Below are 18,033 nucleotides of genomic sequence, written 5' to 3'. Positions count from 1 at the left end.
GAGCGGTTGCGCCCAATCGAGCGCCATAAGGGCAAATATCCCGTGGCGCTATAGCATTGCGAGCGGCAGAGGCAAAGCCATTGGCCAGTTTTTTTGGCCTTTCTAAAAGGCTGCTTACCGCATTGCCAAAACACATTCGCAGATTAGATTCAGGCGAATCGCTTACGTTGGGTAAGCCGAAGTTTCAGGACGTCATCATGCAGAAAGTTCTGCTCGCCATTGCCGCAATATTCCTTTCGTCCAGCGCCTTTGCCGCCGATCCCACCGAGCCGGTGAAGAAGGTCATGGACATTACGGTAAAGAACTGGTCCGGCGAGGCGGACGACTGGAAATATATCTTCGACGAAGATCTGCTGACGACGCTTTTCAGCAAGGCATTCATTGCTCAGTACCGCGAAGCCTCGAAGAAGCCCGCCTACGAGGCAGAGGCAGGCGAGAAGGGTGATCCCTTCGGTTATGATGTTGTGACCAATTCGCAGGATGGCTGCCCGTTGCAGGACGTCAACATTTCAGCGGCGCCGCCCAAGGATGGCGTGAGCGATGTCACCGTCAAGTTTAAGCTGTGGGCCTGCATGGATGAGGCCGAGATGAAGGCGACCGTCGATCAGGTCAATTTCGACGTGATCGAAGAAGATGGTAAGCCGGTCATCAACGACATTCATCGCGTTGGCGACGAGGGGCAAGACTCCTTGCAGCAAGAGATGGCAAACATCATCAAGGGCGAATAAGCCTGCTCCAATCACGCCTTGCCTTTGATTTGCGCGGAAAACTGTGCCAGTGAAGCCTAAAAATTGGAAGGCGACTATGGCAGGTACAAACAGCGATCTCGAACTCATTGCCGAAGGCCCGGCGATCATTCTGGTCGAGCCCCAGCTTGGCGAAAACATCGGTATGGTGGCGCGCGCCATGGCCAATTTTGGCCTGGCCGAGCTGCGTCTGGTCAATCCGCGCGATGGCTGGCCGAGCGAGAAGGCGCGCGCTGCCGCATCCAAGGCCGACCACGTCATCGATGCCACCAAGGTGTATGACACGCTGGAGGATGCGGTTCGTGATCTGAATTTCGTCTATGCGACGACGGCGCGTGAACGCTACGGCTTCAAGCCGGTCCGCGCGCCAGTCACGGCGACTGAAACCTTGCGCGCCAAGTTCAAGGCAGGTGAGAGAACCGGGATCATGTTCGGCCGCGAGCGCTGGGGTCTGACGAATGAGGAGGTCGCGCTTGCCGACGAAATCGTGACGTTCCCCGTCAACCCCGCCTTCGCGTCGCTCAACATCGCTCAAGCTGTGTTGCTGATGTCTTACGAGTGGATGAAGTCCGGCATGGAGGATCTTGCGGAGACCGCATTCCAATCCGTGCAGCAACGGCCTTCCACCAAGGAACAGGTCTTCGGCCTATTCGACCAGATCGAAGAGGCACTGGACGCGCGCGGATATTTCCATCCGGCTGAAAAAAAGCCAAAAATGGTCGACAATCTGCGCGCTGTTCTGTCGCGACGGGGATTTACGGAGCAGGAAATCAGCGTGTTTCGCGGCGTGATCAAATCGCTGGACGCGTTTCCGCGCCGCTGGCCGAAGCGGACAGAGAAAAGCGCCGAAGGCGAGGGGACACCAACGAATGGCTCTGGTGACAACGACTGATCTTCCCGTTTCCAAGCCGGTTCTCGTCTTTGATTCCGGCATCGGCGGGCTGACGGTTTTGCGCGAGGCGCGGGTTTTGATGCCCGAGCGCGGCTTCATCTATGTCGCCGATGATGCGGGGTTTCCTTATGGTGGATGGGAAGAGGATGGGTTGCGCCAACGCATTCTCTCGCTGTTCGCCCAATTGCTCGACACCTATCAGCCGGAAATCTGCATCATCGCCTGCAATACGGCCTTCACGCTTGCCGGCGCAGACTTGCGGGCCGCTTTTCCCGATATGACCTTCGTCGGAACGGTGCCGGCCATAAAGCCAGCGGCAGAGCGCACGCGCTCAGGCCTTGTCTCTGTGCTGGCAACACCCGGTACGGTGAAGCGCGCCTATACGCGAGACCTCATCCAGTCTTTCGCCACGCAATGTCATGTGCGCCTCGTCGGTTCCGAAAATCTGGCACGGATGGCGGAAAGCTGGATAAGGGGTGATAGCGTCTTGGATGAGGACGTTTTGGCGGAAATCTCACCGTGCTTTATCGAGGATCAGGGCCGAAGGACCGACATCGTGGTGCTGGCCTGTACGCATTATCCTTTTATGGCAAACGTCTTTCGCAGGCTTGCACCGTGGCCGGTGGACTGGCTCGATCCGGCGGAAGCGATTGCCCGGCAGGCACGCCGCAAGGTCGAGGTGATACAGGGAGCGGAACATCCTGATGGCTTCGATTTCGCCATCTTCACATCCGGTCAGCCGGATTTCACCACGAGAAGGCTGATGCAAGGCTTCGGTTTGAAAGTCGACCGTCGCTAAGCACAAGCTGCTACGCTGATGAATGTCACTGGCGCCTCCTGTGACATTTTTGCATTGATATACGGTCATCAATACAATTCGCGATTGAACCTCTTGCAGGCGAATCGAAGATGTGTCAGAAAAATCGGGCCCGCAACTCAAGAAACAGGAGGCGTTAGATGACTACATTTAAGCATTTTTGCCTCTCTGGTATGGTTATGCCCGTGGCCCCGGTGATGTCCGGATCCAAGCTCCGCGCATACCGACGTGGAATCGCGATCTAAGCTTTTCCCTGCCTTTGCAGGCGCTTTCACTATACATCACGGTGTGTCGATAGTCTTTTGACCTCGCAGTCTGTTGCTGCGCAGAACGTTTCCGCACGCCTTTTTCATCACAAGAGGACCTGGTTGCTATCGAGCGCCGGGACGGATGACTTATGTCTAAACAACAATCTTTGAGTGTAAATGATCTTTCCAGGACAGTTGAGGAGCTGGTTCGCAGCTTCGGTGCGTGGGCTACGCTGAAAGCGGCAGTTCTCGGTGCCATGAAGCATCGGCGGACGAGAAACCACGCCACCCATCTGAGCGATCGGCTTCGGCGAGATGTCGGCCTGCTGGTGCGAGAGCCAATGCCAGGCCAACCGCTGGTACCGCCCTGGTTTCCGCGATTTTAGAGCGTTATGCGTCCTAAAGCATGGTCAGCGCAAAACTGTGCAGCGGTTTTGCGATATCGACATGCGATAACACGGACCTAAAGCGTATAAGCGAATCTGAAAGATCGCGACACGCTTTAGTGGACGCATAAACGGCCTTTAAATGATGCGTCATGCATTTCGGAGATCGATGCAGATTTCGGGCCGATGCTCTAAGCACTGATGCGGCTTCTCTCTCGTGAGGGTCCGCATGCGGTTCTATTCCTGCTGAGGCTGCGCACCCTTCAGGGCGGGATTTTTCAGGTCGATGCGGCTTGTCTCTTCGGGGAGGAATTGTGGCCCGACGATACGCACCTTGCTGTTTTTCGGGTCGTAGTCCCTCTCGGGAGCAGGGGGAGCCTTGGCCTCGACCTGCGGAGCAGGTTCTGGCGAAGCCGGTTTGGGGTTCTCGGTCTTCGGCGCGGGAATCCGGGTGATCCCGGAATAGGATCGATCAGGAGACGATTGTGGTGCGCTCGCCTGTTCATTCTGCTTCTTCATCTCTTGATGATAGGCCGCCATGTTGCATGAACAGGAGGGAGAGCGTGTCGCCGGTGAGCCGTTGCGATAGGCAAAGGCTGTTGGCATAGACTTGTAAGGCTGACCGGTCTTGGCTGACACCATATCCGAACTCTCTTGTCCGACCATGGAATGGTAGAAGAGTTCCGTTTCGGTGCCGGGACACATGCGCTCGCATTGCGCAGCCTGAGCGCCGAAATCCATCGGCGTGGCGTTGGAGGATATGGGGAAGAAGGCCCCGTCGCAGGTGCGCACGCAGAGCGTCCTCAAGCCACCCTCGGTCGGCATATCTGGTGTCGGGCCGTAGTTGCCGATGTCCCTTTGGTTGTCGTTGAAGGGATCGGTGTAGCCGCGGGGTTGAGCATCCAATCCCGGGTCGGTCGACGCATAATCGGGTGGACGACGATCAAGGCAGCCCTCCGCATCAAGCGCTGCCATGATGCGATCCCAACGATCAGCCGCTTCGGTGCGACGGCTCGCGAGCATACGATTGCGGTCTTGAGCAATCATGTCCCGCTCGGCTTCGGCCTGCGCCAGTGCATCCGCGATGTCACCGCAGATTTGCGCATTCGGGTTTCCATAAACGATAACGCTGCCGGAGGAGCAGCCATAGCTTCGCAGATCGTTCTTGATGCGCCGGATCACGAGGTTCTGCTGCGTCAGCGCATTGGCAAATTGCCGGACCTGCGCTGTGGTGCCGATAACCTGGGTGGACTCTGCTGGTTGCCTGAGCTGGGCCTCAAGCGTTTCGCAGATGTCCTGCGCCTCGGCGGCAAGGGGCGCGATGAGAAATGCCGCTATCACGGAACCGATGAGACGGTTACGGCGTGGCGCCGTGCGCCCCTTCGATTTCTGCAGGCCCGTCAGCATTCAGTCGGCATCCCTTTCAACATCAACCACCAACGTTCGCGTTAGGATTAAGTTCAGGATAGCATAGGGCTGTGCCGCAATGCGGCAACAGCAGTTTCAAAATTGCGTTAATTCGAAGTGACGCACTATCTTCGTCGCTCGCGACCATCACACCGAAGGGTGTGAAGCCTGGACGGCTGCAAGCGCTGCCATGTTGACCACGCCGCGCGATGTGACAGTGGGCGACAGGATGTGTGCCGGCAAGGCCGTGCCAAGCAGGATTGGCCCGACATGTAGGCCCTCCGTCATCGTGCGAACGATGCCGAGCGAAATATTGGCAGAATCGAGGTTCGGGAAGACCAACAGGTTTGCCTCACCGGACAAAGCGCTATTGGGCATGGCGCGCTTGCGCAGTATTTCGGACAATGCCGAACCGCCCTGCATTTCGCCATCGATTTCCAGTTCTGGCGCCTTGTCGCGGACGAGTTGAAGTGCGGCGCGCATTTTGCGGGCGCTTGCGGAATCGCGCGAACCGAAGTTCGAATGGCTGGCGAGCGCGATCTTCGGTGTGATGCCGAAGCGCTTGATTTCCTTGGCCGCGAGGATCGCCATTTCGGCGACGTCTTCCGAACTCGGATCGTAATTGACGAAGGTGTCGGTCATGAACAGCGCGCCACGCTGGGTGATCAGCAGGCTCAGACCGGCAAAAGACTGCACGCCTTCGCGCTTGCCGATGATCTGGTTGACGTCGCGCAGATGGCGGTCGAAGCGTCCTTCCAGACCGCAGATCAGAGCATCGGCCTCGCCACGCTTGACCGAGAGGGCGCCGATGACAGTGGTGTTGGTACGCACGATCGTGCGCGCCGCTTCCGGGTTGATACCAGCACGACCGACAAGCGCGAAGTAATCATCGACATACCCGCGGTAGCGCGGATCGTCTTCCGGATTGACTACGGCAAAATCAGCGTTCGGGCGGATGCGCAGGCCGAAGCGCTTCAGGCGCGTTTCGATGATCTGCGGACGGCCGATCAGGATCGGGATGCCTGTACCTTCCTCCAGAAGAACCTGAGCGGCCCGCAGCACGCGCTCGTCTTCGCCTTCGGCAAAGATGATGCGCTTCTTTTCCGCGCTCTTGGCACTGTTGAAGATCGGCTTCATGATGAAGCCGGAACGCCAGACAAAGCGGTTCAACTGATCGAGATAGGCATCGAAATCGGTGATGGGTCGCGAAGCGACGCCGCTTGCGGCCGCAGCACGCGCAACGGCGGGCGCAATGCGCAGGATAAGACGCGGGTCGAAAGGCGAAGGGATGAGGTAGTTCGGGCCGAAGATCGGTGTCTCTTCGCTATAGGCCTTGGCTGCAACCTCGGAGACTTCCTCGCGCGCCAGTTCGGCGATCGCGCGCACAGCCGCCATCTTCATTTCTTCATTGATGCTGGTTGCGCCGCAATCCAGCGCACCACGGAAGATGTAAGGGAAGCAGAGAACGTTGTTGACCTGGTTCGGGAAATCCGAACGGCCAGTGCAGATCATCGCATCGGGACGCGCGGCACGCGCTTCCTCCGGCATGATTTCGGGCTTTGGATTGGCGAGCGCCAGGATCAGCGGCTTTTCCGCCATCTTCGCCAGCAGCTCCGGCTTCAGAACACCAGCGGCCGACAGACCGAGGAACACGTCCGCGCCATCGATGGATTCTGCCAGCGCGCGCTTGTCGGTTTTCTGCGCGTAGACTTCCTTCCACTCGTCCATCAGCGTGTTGCGGCCATCATAAACGAGGCCTTCAATATCGTGGACCCAGATGTTTTCGCGCTTGGCACCCATCACGACCAGCAGGTTGAGGCAGGCGAGGGCCGCGGCACCGGCACCGGACGCAACGATCTTGACGTCGGACAAGGACTTGCCGGCGAGTTCCAAGGCATTGGTAACGGCTGCGGCAACGATGATTGCCGTTCCGTGCTGGTCGTCATGGAAGACCGGGATGTTCATCTTGGCGCGCAGTTGACGCTCGACTTCGAAACACTCAGGAGCCTTGATGTCTTCAAGGTTGATGCCGCCGAAGGTGGGCTCAAGGGCGGAGATGGTGGAGACCATATCGTTGATGCCGGGCGCGTCGATTTCGATATCGAAGACGTCGATACCGGCAAATTTCTTGAAAAGAACGGCCTTGCCTTCCATGACCGGCTTGGACGCCAGCGGGCCGATATTGCCGAGGCCGAGCACGGCGGTGCCGTTCGAAATCACAGCCACCAGGTTTGCGCGCGCCGTATACTCGGCCGCAGTTTCCGGATTTTCATGAATGGCAAGGCACGGGGCCGCGACGCCCGGTGAGTAGGCAAGTGCCAGGTCGCGCTGGTTGCCGAGCGGCTTGGAAGCCTGAATTTCGAGTTTACCCGGGCGCGGATAGCGGTGGTAGAAGAGCGCCTGCTCATCCAGATCCGCATTGCTGCTCTTGTTTTGCGTCGTGCCCTTGTCCTGAGAACTCATCTTTTTCACCGCTTTATTTCAATTTTCGCGAAGGTCTTTGCATACAGCAAACAGTCCGACGGTACAGCCGTTTATTTGGCGCGTGGCATGCAAAAGCGCGAAAGTCGATATTCGCAAAAAGACCAGCGTCAGACCATGGAAATGCCGCTTTGTCATCTTGCTGAAACACGAGTCTGTTTTTCCAAAAGATGAAAGATTTCCAAACGCCTTTCATGAGACGAGGGGATGAGACCATGGCCACGCAGACCGAAACCAGACACTTCAGGACGCTCTTCATTTCCGATGTGCATCTTGGCTCGAAAGCGGCCAAGACGGATTTCCTGCTGGACTTTTTGAAGTATCACGAAGCGGACACGATCGTTCTGGTCGGGGACATTATCGACGGTTGGCGCCTTCGTCGCAGCTGGTACTGGCCGCAAGGCTGCAATGACGTAGTGCAGAAGCTTTTGCGCAAGGCGCGCAAGGGCGCGCGCATTGTCTATATCCCTGGAAACCACGACGAATTCCTGCGGGAGTTTCCCGGCACCCATTTCGGCGGCATCGAAGTGGCCGAGCGCATGATCCACGAGGCGGCAGACGGCAAGAAGTATCTCGTGCTGCATGGGGACGAGTTCGATGTCGTTGTGCGCAATGCACGCCTTCTCGCCTATCTCGGTGACTGGGCTTACGATGCGGCCATCGCCATCAATGTCGCAATCGCAGCCGTTCGCCGCCGCATCGGCCTGCCTTACTGGTCCTTCTCCGCCTGGGCCAAGCTGCAGGTGAAGCATGCGGTCAACTTCATCGGCGAGTTCCAGCGCGTGGTGGCCGATGAAGCCCGGCGCAACAAGGTGGATGGCGTGATCTGCGGCCATATTCACCATGCGGTGATGGAGGATATCGACGGGATCCGCTACATCAATACAGGTGACTGGGTGGGAAAGCTGCACGGCAATTGCCGAGACCATGGACGGCACCTTCGAACTGATCACCTGGATGCAGACCAGTGAGACGACGGCAGAGCCGACGGTTCGCCAAATGGAGCCGGTCGCATTCCCCAAGCTGATCGACTCCAAGGCGGCTTGATAAGGTCTCTCCCGACAGCATCGGCCCGGGAATCGGAGCCGATGTCAAAAAGCGGGGTGCTTGAATTTGAAGGGCGCTCCAACGGTGCGTTTATCCCCATAATTCGGGGTGCGGCGGATGCACGAAAGATCCGTCATAGACGAGACCCGGCTCTCGATCGCGCGCCAGGAGCAGCGGGCCGTCCAGATCCGCAAAGGCGGTGTCCTGTGCCAGAAGGACGGCGGGCGCCATGGCAAGCGACGTTCCCAGCATGCAGCCCACCATGATCGTGTATCCCAAGCGCTCGGCCTCCTGCTTCATCACCAGCGCTTCGGTGAGGCCGCCCGTCTTGTCGAGCTTGATGTTGATCGCGTCATAGCGATCTCGAAGCGACGCCAGGTCTCTGGTGAGATGAACGCTCTCATCCGCGCAAATGGCAACGGGGCGTTTTATCGTTGCGAGAAACGCGTCATTTCCTGCGGGAAGAGGCTGCTCGATAAGCGAGATGCCCAGTTCCGCCGCGATGGCCATGTGGTGCTCGATGTTTTCTTCACGCCATCCCTCATTGGCATCGACGATGATCCTGGCATCCGGTGCCGCTGCGCGAACGGCGCGTAACCGCGCCTCGTCGTCCTCGGTCCCGGTCTTGATCTTCAACAGTGGACGATGGGCGTTCTCTCTTGTTTTCGTCGCCATCGTCTCGGCATCGGCAAGCGAAATCGTATAGGCGGTCAGAAGCGGCGTCGGTACCGACGGCAAAAAGTGGGACGAAGCCGGTTTGCCGGAGAGTTTCGCTTCCAGATCCCATAAAGCGCAGTCGACGGCATTGCGTGCGGCACCCGGCTTCATCGCTTGCTGAAGATGCTCTTTGTCGAGCCCGGAGGCGATCGCCTTCGCCGCCGCTTCAATATCTGCCAGAACGCCGTCGATTGTTTCTCCATAGCGCGGGTAGGGGACGCATTCTCCCTGACCTTTGACGCCATCCTGCGTGATGGTGCACGTCGCCACGTTGATTTCGGTGCGGCTTCCGCGCGAAATGGTGAAGCTTCCTGCAACCGGGAAGACTTGTGCTGTGGCTTCGAGGTAACGGCCCATCAAAATTGCCTTATAGTTGGGGGGAAAACCATGGAACCTGCAAAATATGTATCCATTTACGGTGCACCGCTGTGGCTTGCTGGTCCGGCAAACGATATGAATCGTCAAGAGAATCTTTCAGTAAGCTGCATTCGCTCGGAGAAATATGCAAGAACAGGAACCAGGCAAGCGGGTGGAACAGGCTGCAATCTCGGCGGATAATAACGCGGAGCGCGGCGGTGTGCGCTATGTGCTCTCCGGTTCCTGGCGCAATGCAAATATCTCTTCCGTGCTGCCCGAACTCGAAAAAATCGAAAAAGCAGGTGCGTCTGGGCCGATCAGGATCGACCTTTCCGGTGTCGATAATATCGATACGACGGGTGCGTGGATCCTCCACCGGCTGCGCAGTCGCCTGGAGAAGTCCGGTTCGGAGGTGAGCTTCGAGGGCAACGAGAAGGTCGAGGAGATCATCAACTCGCTTCCCGATGAAGCGCCGCTGCCGCCAAAGGATACGCACAAGCAAAGCATCGTCAGCCGTATTTTTGATCCCATTGGACGCAATGTCATCCAGGCAGGGTCGGACTTCATGGCGGGCATGTTCATTCTCGGCTCTGCCGTTCGTGGCGCGCAGATGAAGCTTGGCCGAGGGCGGGGTGTTTCACCGGCGGCTATCGTCAACCAGATCGATCACATGGGCGTTCGAGCGGTGCCCATCATTACGCTGATGTCGTTCTTGATCGGTGCGATCATCGCCCAGCAGGGCGCGTTCCAGTTGCGGTACTTCGGCGCCGAAGTCTTCGTTGTCGACCTTGTGGGTATTCTGCAGCTGCGCGAAATCGGCGTTCTTCTGACGTCCATCATGATCGCGGGTCGGTCCGGCAGTGCGATCACCGCTGAAATCGGTTCGATGAAGATGCGCGAGGAAATCGATGCGCTCAAGGTCATCGGTCTCAACCCGGTGGGCGTTCTGGTGTTCCCGCGTCTGGTGGCGCTGACCATCGCCTTGCCGCTTCTCACCATCATCGCCAATTTCTCTGCACTGTTTGGCGCTGCCATCGTGTCGTTGCTCTACTCCGGCATCACCTTCGAAGTGTTTCTCTCGCGTCTTCATGCCGCTGTTGAAAGCTCGACGATCGCGTCCGGCATGATAAAGGCGCCGTTCATGGCTCTTATCATCGGCATCGTTGCAGCCGTCGAAGGTATGAAGGTTGGCGGCAGCGCGGAATCGCTCGGTCAGCACGTGACGTCATCGGTGGTCAAGTCGATCTTCGTCGTGATCCTCGTCGATGCCGTCTTTGCCATCTTCTATTCAGCCATCGATTTCTGAGGAGAGGGCTGTGGATCAAGGGCAAGCAGTCGACAACAAGAAAGCCAGCAACGAGGATCGCGAAGTCGTGCTCTCGGTCCAAGGCGTGACCGTCAGCTTTGGCGATAAGGTGGTGCTCGATCATCTCGATCTCGATGTCTATCGCGGTGAAATCCTCGGCTTCATCGGCCCGTCCGGTGCAGGCAAGTCGGTATTGATGCGTACGGTGCTGCGGCTTCTGCCGCGCCAGGGCGGCACCATCAAGATTCTCGGTACGGATTACGACAAGGCATCGGATGAAGAGCGCATGGCGCTCGATACGCGTCTTGGCGTTCTATTCCAGCAAGGTGCGTTGTTCTCCGGTTTGACCGTGAAAGAGAACATTCAACTGCCGATGCGCGAATATCTCGATCTGCCGCAAAAGCTCATGGATGAGCTTGCTGCCTTGAAGATCGAGATGGTGGGTCTGAAGCCGGATGCGGGCGACAAGTTTCCTTCCGAACTCTCGGGCGGTATGATCAAGCGCGCAGCGCTAGCGCGCGCTCTGGCGCTCGATCCGGATCTGGTTTTCCTGGACGAGCCGACATCGGGTCTCGATCCGATCGGTGCTGCAGAATTTGATATGCTGATTGCGCGCCTGCGCGATTCGATGGGTCTGACCGTCTACATGGTGACCCACGATCTCGACAGCCTGTTTTCAGTTTGCGACCGCATCGCCGTTCTCGGCAACAACAAGGTGGCAGTCGAAGGTACACTTGAGGATATGTTCAATAACGACGATCTTTGGGTCCAATCATATTTCCGCGGAAAGCGGGCTCGCGCCGTCGTCCTTCCGGATGGCACGCAACAGATTCCGGGGAGTAACGGATAGGCATGGAAACCAAGGCGAATTACACCATTGTCGGTATCTTCACGCTCATCGTGGTCGCGGCGGCGTTTGGCTTCGTTTATTGGATGGCCGAGTTCGGTCGTGGCGGTCCCACAGCACAGCTGACGATCCGCATCCCCGGCTCGGCAAACGGCTTGTCTGTTGGTTCTCCCGTGCGGTTCAACGGTATTCCCGTTGGTACGGTGCGTGGTCTTTCGATCGACCGTGACGATCCGGCTTACTCGATTGCCTACACGGAAGTGCAGGCGGATGCGCCGGTCTTTCCATCCACCCGTGCCGTTCTGGAAATCCAGGGCCTGACGGGCGCTGCCTATATCGAGCTTTCCGGCGGACGCAGCAATGAAGAGCGGATTCTCCAGAAGTCGTTTGAGACCGGTGTTCCTGCTGAACTGACGGCTGATTTATCGAGCGTGACCAACCTCTTGGCAACAGCCGACAAGATCCTCAAGCGTGCGGATGGGGCGATCGGTGAGCTGCAGGGCTTCGTGCAGGATGCGCGCGGACCGTTGACGGAAACCGTTCGCAATGCCGAGAAATTCTCCGCTGCACTGGCTTCTAATTCCGACGGAATCGAAAACTTCCTCGAAAGCCTGAGCTCGCTGTCGACCACCGTGCAGTCGGTGTCCGTTCGTCTCGATGGCACGCTGACGGCGGTCGAAGATCTGGTGAAGGCGGTGGACTCGCAGAAGATCGATTCGATCCTCACCAATGTCGACAAGGTTACGTCGGACGTTGCGGCCTCATCCGGTGGCATTCAGGATGTCATGGACACCGTCCAGCGCACGTCTCGCAATTTCGAGCAGGCTAGCGCTGAAGTTCAGACCGTGGTGAAACGCGCGGACGAGTTGCTGGCTTCTGTCGATGCGGCCAAGGTCAGCAACACGGTGGACGACGTGTCAGCCGCAACCGCTGACGCACGTCAGGCAATTTCGACGTTCCGTCAGATCGCCGATGACGTTGGGACGCGCCGCCAGGATATCGATCAGGCGATTGCCGACTTCACCGACATGTCTCGCAAGCTGAACTTGGCTTCCAGTCGCGTCGACGGCATTCTAGCGAAAGTCGATGGCATGCTTGGAACCGATGACGCCAATTCGCTTTTTGCCAAGGCGCGTGAGACGCTCGCTTCCTTCAAGGCTGTGGCGGACAACCTCAATGCGCGTATTGGTCCGATTGCCGACAATCTTACGCGGTTCTCGAATTCGGGTTTGAGAGACTTCCAGGCGCTGATCAACAATACGCGCCAGACGGTCGACAATCTCAACAATACGATCACCAATTTCGACCGCGATCCGCAGCGTCTGATCTTCGGTGGCGAGAACGTAAAACAATATGATGGCCGGACACGGCGTTGATGGGGGGTAGTGGTTCTATGATTTCACCGATGGACGTGCGGGGACTTGTCCCGACTTCGATGAAGTTTGCTCTGATGATGCCCCTTCTTGGTGCACTCCTGGCGGGCTGTGGCGGCGGTGCCAAGAACGATACGTTCGATTTGTCCGTGTCGCCGGCACCTGTAACGCAGGCGCCATCGCTGAAGTCGCGCCAGCTTCTGATCGCGGAACCGACCGCCTTGAAGGCACTGGACAGCGAGAATATCGTTGTAAGGCTTTCCAATTCGGAGGTTCAGTATCTCGCGAATTCGCAATGGAGCGACCGCCTGCCGCGCATGGTGCAGTCGAAGCTGGTCGAGGCCTTCCAGGATACGGGTCGCCTCGGCGGTGTCGGGCGTCCAGGGCAGGGACTGGCGATCGACTATCAGGTCGTGACCGATATCCGCGCCTTCGAGATCGACACCAAGAATAATGTCGCCAATATCGAGATTTCGGTACAGTTGCTGAATGATCGCAACGGCACCGTTCGGGCGCAGAACGTGTTCCGGGCGAGCACACGTGTCAGCGGCACGGGCAATGCCAACCTCGTCAAGGCGCTGGACTCGGCTTTCGCTGCCGCGTCTCGCGAGATTGTGGCCTGGACGTTGAAGGCGCTTTAATTGGCGTCCAATATTGAAAGATGAACGCCGCGACATCATACGATACGCGGCGTTTTTCTTTGCGATCGCATTTGGGTCAAACCCGAAGGCTCATTTGGCTGTCGCTTCTTTCCGCCATTCCGGCAGGGGAAAGATCGTGTCGTAAGCCCAGTTGAAGACGAAAGCGTAGACGACGTAAAACAGCGCGAAGGATACGTCCATGATAAGCGCGTGGATGATGCCGATGCCGAGGTACCAGGCGATGAAAGGCATCAGGACGATCAGAAGTCCAAGCTCGAATAGAACGGCATGGACGACGCGGATTGTTGGCGTCTTCAGCGTCGTGCCACGCAGGCCCTGCAAGGTGTGGTCGAAGCCGAGATTGTAGAGATAATTCCAAGCCGTTGCGACAGTGGCGCTGACGATGCCGACAATGCCGATGTCGCTCATCGGCATATGGAAGACGACCGCGCCAAGTGGAATGACGAGAGCAAGGCCGATAATTTCAAAGCTGAGGGCGTGGCGTATACGATCGCCTATGCTGCGCATGGGGAAACTCCCGAGATAACCAAATCGGGCCGTCCCGAATGCTGTTGCCGACATGGCCGAGGTCGTCCTCGCCCCGACGATATAAGCGGAAGCCGGGTTTGCTTCAAGTCTTCCCCTCTCAGGCCGATTCAGCACCCAGCGCTTAGCGCATAAAAAAAGCGCCTCGCAGGAGACGCTTCTTCTTTTTTCAATGTCCGGAAGCGGTTTAGCGCTTGGAAACCGGAACGTAGTCGCGCTTTGCAGCACCGGTGTAGAGCTGGCGCGGGCGACCGATACGCTGCTGCGGATCTTCGATCATCTCGTTCCACTGAGCAATCCAGCCGACGGTGCGGGCGAGAGCGAAGAGAACCGTGAACATGGTCGTGGGGAAGCCAAGCGCCTTGAGCGTGATGCCGGAATAGAAGTCGACGTTCGGGTACAGCTTCTTCTCGACGAAGTAGGGGTCCGAAAGCGCGATCTTCTCGAGTTCGAGAGCGACCTGCATGATCGGATCGTCGGAGTTGCCGGTGGCTTCCAGCACTTCGTACATCGTCTTCTGCATGATCTTGGCGCGCGGATCGTAGTTTTTGTAGACGCGGTGGCCAAAGCCCATCAGGCGGAACGGATCGTTCTTGTCCTTGGCGCGGGCGATGTATTCAGGAATACGATCGACGGTGCCGATTTCGTTCAGCATGTTCAGCGCTGCTTCGTTGGCGCCGCCGTGAGCGGGGCCCCAGAGGCAGGCAATGCCGGCTGCAATACATGCGAACGGGTTTGCGCCCGAGGAACCGGCCAGACGAACGGTCGAGGTGGACGCGTTCTGCTCATGGTCGGCATGAAGGATGAAGATGCGATCCATGGCGCGGGCCAGAACTGGGTCCACCTTGTACTCTTCGCACGGAACGGCAAAGCACATGTGCAGGAAGTTCGATGCGTAATCGAGATCGTTCTTCGGGTAAACGAAGGGCTGGCCGATATGGTACTTGTAGGCCATGGCCGCGATCGTCGGCATCTTGGCGATCATGCGCAGGGAAGCAACCATGCGCTGGTGCGGATCGGTGATGTCCGTCGAGTCGTGGTAGAAGGCGGAGAGAGCGCCGACGGTGCCGCACATGACAGCCATTGGGTGGGCGTCGCGACGATAGCCGGTGAAGAAGCGGCTCATCTGTTCATGCACCATGGTGTGACGCGTCACACGGGTGTCGAAGTCCTTCTTCTGAGCCGTCGTCGGCAGTTCGCCGTAAAGCAGCAGATAGCAGGTCTCGAGGAAGTCGCCCTGTTCGGCAAGCTGCTCGATCGGGTAACCGCGGTGCAGCAGAACGCCTTCATCACCATCGATATATGTGATCTTGGATTCGCACGAGGCGGTAGAGGTGAAACCGGGATCGTAGGTGAAGGAGCCGGTGTGTTTGTACAGAGTGCCGATATCGACGACGTGCGGGCCAATCGTACCTTCTCGTACAGGAAGATCGACCGTCTTGTCGCCGAGGGTCACTGTAGCGCTTTTTTCCGTCATACCATACCTCCGAATATGCAGGCGATGCGGGTTGACGCATCGGCCAATTAAGCGTCACGGATTTAGCTATATGATCCGTGCGACGATGCCAAGCTATCCAAAAGGCAAATTGTGCATCGCGGAATTGGAATATGCCCATCTAATCGATTTTGCCACTTTACTGTTTCGTTTTAAGTCAATGCTTCCTTAATCGGCGCGCTGGATTGCAATCCGAATCGCGAGGCTGCAAATTGGCCTAAGGGACCGAGGGGCGGCACTTGAACGAGTACGGGGAACGGCAGCAGTTCCGCTTGCTGGAGACGGGCACGCCTGCGAGGGTCGAGCTCGATGGCATCAATTTGCCTGCCGGTCTGGCGAGTACCGATATTGTAATCTTCTCTCCACCGCATCCTGCGCATCAAGGCTTTGCGCAGCGATTGCGATCGACCTTATCGCGCTGCATCGCCGAGGAGCTCCAGTACCGGCAGGGCTTCCTTTTCATCCCTGTGCTGGTCGGCGCGGGCGCGGCACTCTGGTTTTCGCTTTCCTCTCCACCGTCCGACGTCGTTCTCTTTGTAAGCAGCCTTTGCGTCATCCCCATTGCCATTATCATGCGTCATCGACAAACCGTGGTCTCGTTCATGGTTGCCGTGCTTGCACTTCTGCTGCTTGGCATGTTGCTAGCGAACTGGGAGACCCGCCGTGCAGGGACGACGGTTCTCGACAGTGCCGTGACCACTACAATTACTGGCACAGTGGAGAGGCGGGAGGTGGATGCCAAGGGCTACTGGCGCTATACGATTGCCCTGACTTCGACGAGTGGTCCCTCTCTGGCACGGCTGCCAAACCGGATCTCTGTTCTCGCCCGCAGTCGCGAACAACCCATCGCGGTTGGGGCCGGTATTACCGGCAAGGCGCGTCTTTCGCCACCATCCGGTCCCGCGCTGCCCGGCCTCAACGACTTTGCATTTTCCGCCTATTTCGACGGGATTGGTGCAACCGGATTCTTTTATAGCGCACCCACGGCCTTGCCGACGCAAAGGGAGAGCGAGGACAAAGACAGCTGGTTAGACGCAGCCGATTCCTGGCTTTACGCGTTGCGCTCCGCCATTGCGGAACGCATACGCAGCGTCATCGGCGGTGATGCGGGCGCTTTTGCGGCCTCGATCATCACGGACGAGCGCCGTGCGATTTCCAGTGAAACAATGGAAGCGTTGCGTGTGTCGGGGCTCGCCCATATCGTCGCTATATCCGGGCTCAACATGGCGCTGGCCTCCGGCATCTTCTTCGTTGGCATGCGCATGGTTTTCAGCCTTCTTCCGGGTTTCTCGCAACGCTATCCCGTGAAGAAGATCTCGGCATTTGCGGCGCTGTTGATGACATTCGCCTATTACTTGATCTCAGGTTTTGCCGTTTCCGCCGAGCGGGCATGGCTGATGATGTCGATCATGCTAGCCGCGGTTCTCGTGAACCGGCCGTCGATCAGCCTTCGCAATGTCGCGCTTGCCGCAATCGTCATCATTGCGATTTCGCCGCACGAGATCATGGGTCCGAGTTTCCAGATGTCCTTTGCCGCAACGCTGGCACTGGTTGCGGCGTATTCGTTCTGGAGCAGATGGCGGGGCAATCGAGAGCGTCTCATTGTTGCGCGACCACCCTTGTGGCTGGTGGCATCCTCCAAAGCGGGTACCATTGTTGGGGGGGTGGTCATCACCTCGCTGATCGGAGGCGTCTCGACCGCGATTTACTCCATCGAGCATTTCCACCGGATCACCACCTATGGCCTGGCCGCCAATCTCGCGGCTATGCCGGTCATGTCCATCATCGTCATGCCATCTGCGCTGATTGCCATGCTGCTAATGCCCTTCGGTCTCGACGCACCGTTCCTGAAGCTGATGGGTTACGGCATGGCGATGGTGATCGACATTGCCAAAACCGTATCCAGCTGGGGCGGAGACGCCACAATCGGGCGGCAGCACCCCTGGTTTCTCATCGTCTCTACGGTCGGTTTTCTTCTGCTGACTTTGCTGCGGACACGGCTCGCTCTCGTGGGGCTTCCTTTTCTCCTTGCCGGTCTCGTGTTGGTGCCGGTTGAGCTGAATAAGGCGAAGCCCGACCTCTTGATCTACGAGGATGGCCTTCTTGTCGCATTTCGCACGGATCAGGCCGTCGCCACAACGAAGCGTCAGGCGAAGGGATTTGTCTATGAACAGTGGGCGAGGGCGGTGCCGCTGCCAGACAAGCATGTGGCGCCTGTCATCTTTGATGACAACGCAGCGAGCGATGAAGAGACCACGGTACAGGCATCGACGCGCCGCCAACCTGTTCTGACCGATCAGCAGAAGCAACAGGCCCGCGAAAAGATGCTACTGGCTCTCGAGCGGACAAATGTTTTCTCGTGCCAGAGAAATGCGTGGTGCGTGGGACAGCATGAGACTGGCGTCAGGGTCGCTGCCATTTCGAACACCGCCTTCACCGGAACCGCCTGTGATGTGGCGGATATCGTCGTCACCTCGCGCTTCGTGCCCTTCACGACTTGTCGCTCAGGCGCGATATTGATCAGCGCCACCACATTACGCAAGACAGGTTCGCTGGAGCTTTGGCTGAATGAAAGTGGAGCGCCCGTCGCGGCTGCACGCGCGGCGATGCAAGGCGTCGCCAGACCCTGGTCCGTCCACCGCGCTTACGACTGGCGCAGCAAGACGTTTGACGGAGAGGTGCCGCCGCATATTGAAACGATGCTGGCGGCCGAGCCGTAACTCGTTG

Annotated in this window: 13 protein-coding genes and 1 pseudogene; 9 read left to right on the top strand and 5 right to left on the bottom strand. The window is 58.0% G+C overall.

Translation table 11 applies throughout. From position 1 onward, the window contains the following. Nucleotides 1-197: 197 nt before the first annotated feature. From QE435_RS21780 to murI, 3 genes are all read left to right on the top strand, one after another. Nucleotides 198-728 carry a hypothetical protein gene (locus QE435_RS21780; RefSeq protein WP_349042638.1) on the top strand — a complete coding sequence of 177 codons (531 nt, stop codon included), beginning with the start codon at nucleotides 198-200 and terminating at the stop codon, nucleotides 726-728. A 76-nt stretch (nucleotides 729-804) separates the two neighbouring features. Next, a complete protein-coding gene (locus QE435_RS21775; RefSeq protein ID WP_306933146.1) occupies nucleotides 805-1,638 on the top strand; it encodes an RNA methyltransferase in 834 nt (277 codons plus the stop codon). Then, nucleotides 1,616-2,437: a glutamate racemase gene (gene murI, locus QE435_RS21770; RefSeq protein WP_349042637.1), complete on the top strand. Its 822-nt coding sequence runs from the start codon at nucleotides 1,616-1,618 to the stop codon at nucleotides 2,435-2,437. Before QE435_RS21775 ends, murI begins: the two co-directional genes overlap by 23 nt. Before the next feature lie 889 nt (nucleotides 2,438-3,326). Here murI and QE435_RS21765 read toward each other — a convergent pair. Both QE435_RS21765 and QE435_RS21760 read right to left on the bottom strand, forming a co-directional pair. Then, a complete protein-coding gene (locus QE435_RS21765; RefSeq protein WP_349042636.1) occupies nucleotides 3,327-4,496 on the bottom strand; it encodes a DUF2865 domain-containing protein in 1,170 nt (389 codons plus the stop codon). 147 nt (nucleotides 4,497-4,643) lie between these two features. After that, the gene (locus QE435_RS21760; RefSeq protein ID WP_306933141.1) at nucleotides 4,644-6,959 is read right to left on the bottom strand and encodes an NADP-dependent malic enzyme; all 2,316 of its coding nucleotides are present in this window, start codon (nucleotides 6,957-6,959) and stop codon (nucleotides 4,644-4,646) included. Between the two features lie 233 nt (nucleotides 6,960-7,192). Between QE435_RS21760 and QE435_RS21755 the strand changes: the two are divergent. After that, nucleotides 7,193-8,024: pseudogene (locus QE435_RS21755) on the top strand (UDP-2,3-diacylglucosamine diphosphatase). A 90-nt stretch (nucleotides 8,025-8,114) separates the two neighbouring features. Here the strand turns inward: QE435_RS21755 and dgcA are convergent. Then, entirely contained in the window at nucleotides 8,115-9,098 is a 984-nt protein-coding gene (gene dgcA, locus QE435_RS21750) for an N-acetyl-D-Glu racemase DgcA (RefSeq protein ID WP_349042635.1), read from the bottom strand. Nucleotides 9,099-9,243: 145 nt separating this feature from the next. Here dgcA and QE435_RS21745 point away from each other — a divergent pair, with 145 nt between their 5' ends. From QE435_RS21745 to QE435_RS21730, 4 genes are read left to right on the top strand one after another with little or no spacing between them, the layout of a single operon-like run. Next, a complete protein-coding gene (locus tag QE435_RS21745) occupies nucleotides 9,244-10,404 on the top strand; it encodes an MlaE family lipid ABC transporter permease subunit (protein ID WP_349042634.1) in 1,161 nt (386 codons plus the stop codon). A 10-nt stretch (nucleotides 10,405-10,414) separates the two neighbouring features. Continuing rightward, a complete protein-coding gene (locus QE435_RS21740; protein ID WP_349042633.1) occupies nucleotides 10,415-11,254 on the top strand; it encodes an ABC transporter ATP-binding protein in 840 nt (279 codons plus the stop codon). A 2-nt stretch (nucleotides 11,255-11,256) separates the two neighbouring features. Further along, a complete protein-coding gene (locus QE435_RS21735; RefSeq protein ID WP_309771168.1) occupies nucleotides 11,257-12,627 on the top strand; it encodes an MlaD family protein in 1,371 nt (456 codons plus the stop codon). 59 nt (nucleotides 12,628-12,686) lie between these two features. Further along, nucleotides 12,687-13,265: an ABC-type transport auxiliary lipoprotein family protein gene (locus QE435_RS21730; protein WP_309771167.1), complete on the top strand. Its 579-nt coding sequence runs from the start codon at nucleotides 12,687-12,689 to the stop codon at nucleotides 13,263-13,265. A gap of 90 nt (nucleotides 13,266-13,355) precedes the next feature. On the opposite strand, the gene QE435_RS21725 is transcribed toward QE435_RS21730, so the two are convergent. Next, nucleotides 13,356-13,793 carry a PACE efflux transporter gene (locus QE435_RS21725; RefSeq protein WP_349042632.1) on the bottom strand — a complete coding sequence of 146 codons (438 nt, stop codon included), beginning with the start codon at nucleotides 13,791-13,793 and terminating at the stop codon, nucleotides 13,356-13,358. Nucleotides 13,794-13,998: 205 nt separating this feature from the next. After that, nucleotides 13,999-15,288 carry a citrate synthase gene (gene gltA, locus QE435_RS21720; protein WP_340195164.1) on the bottom strand — a complete coding sequence of 430 codons (1,290 nt, stop codon included), beginning with the start codon at nucleotides 15,286-15,288 and terminating at the stop codon, nucleotides 13,999-14,001. Nucleotides 15,289-15,545: 257 nt separating this feature from the next. Here gltA and QE435_RS21715 point away from each other — a divergent pair, with 257 nt between their 5' ends. Then, the gene (locus tag QE435_RS21715) at nucleotides 15,546-18,026 is read left to right on the top strand and encodes a ComEC/Rec2 family competence protein (RefSeq protein WP_349042631.1); all 2,481 of its coding nucleotides are present in this window, start codon (nucleotides 15,546-15,548) and stop codon (nucleotides 18,024-18,026) included. The last annotated feature ends 7 nt before the right edge of the window (nucleotides 18,027-18,033 follow it).

Source organism: Agrobacterium sp. SORGH_AS 787 (assembly GCF_030819035.1).
Classification (GTDB): Bacteria; Pseudomonadota; Alphaproteobacteria; order Rhizobiales; family Rhizobiaceae; genus Agrobacterium; species Agrobacterium larrymoorei_B.
This window is presented reverse-complemented; position numbering and strand designations above follow the sequence as displayed.

Coding starts and splice junctions, on each gene's coding strand:
- QE435_RS21780 (WP_349042638.1), top strand. CDS start 198: ATGCAGAAAGTTCTGCTCGCCATTGCCGCAATATTCCTTTCGTCCAGC.
- QE435_RS21730 (WP_309771167.1), top strand. CDS start 12,687: ATGAAGTTTGCTCTGATGATGCCCCTTCTTGGTGCACTCCTGGCGGGC.
- QE435_RS21745 (WP_349042634.1), top strand. CDS start 9,244: ATGCAAGAACAGGAACCAGGCAAGCGGGTGGAACAGGCTGCAATCTCG.
- QE435_RS21775 (WP_306933146.1), top strand. CDS start 805: ATGGCAGGTACAAACAGCGATCTCGAACTCATTGCCGAAGGCCCGGCG.
- QE435_RS21760 (WP_306933141.1), bottom strand. CDS start 6,959: ATGAGTTCTCAGGACAAGGGCACGACGCAAAACAAGAGCAGCAATGCG.
- dgcA (WP_349042635.1), bottom strand. CDS start 9,098: ATGGGCCGTTACCTCGAAGCCACAGCACAAGTCTTCCCGGTTGCAGGA.
- gltA (WP_340195164.1), bottom strand. CDS start 15,288: ATGACGGAAAAAAGCGCTACAGTGACCCTCGGCGACAAGACGGTCGAT.
- QE435_RS21725 (WP_349042632.1), bottom strand. CDS start 13,793: ATGCGCAGCATAGGCGATCGTATACGCCACGCCCTCAGCTTTGAAATT.
- murI (WP_349042637.1), top strand. CDS start 1,616: ATGGCTCTGGTGACAACGACTGATCTTCCCGTTTCCAAGCCGGTTCTC.
- QE435_RS21765 (WP_349042636.1), bottom strand. CDS start 4,496: ATGCTGACGGGCCTGCAGAAATCGAAGGGGCGCACGGCGCCACGCCGT.
- QE435_RS21735 (WP_309771168.1), top strand. CDS start 11,257: ATGGAAACCAAGGCGAATTACACCATTGTCGGTATCTTCACGCTCATC.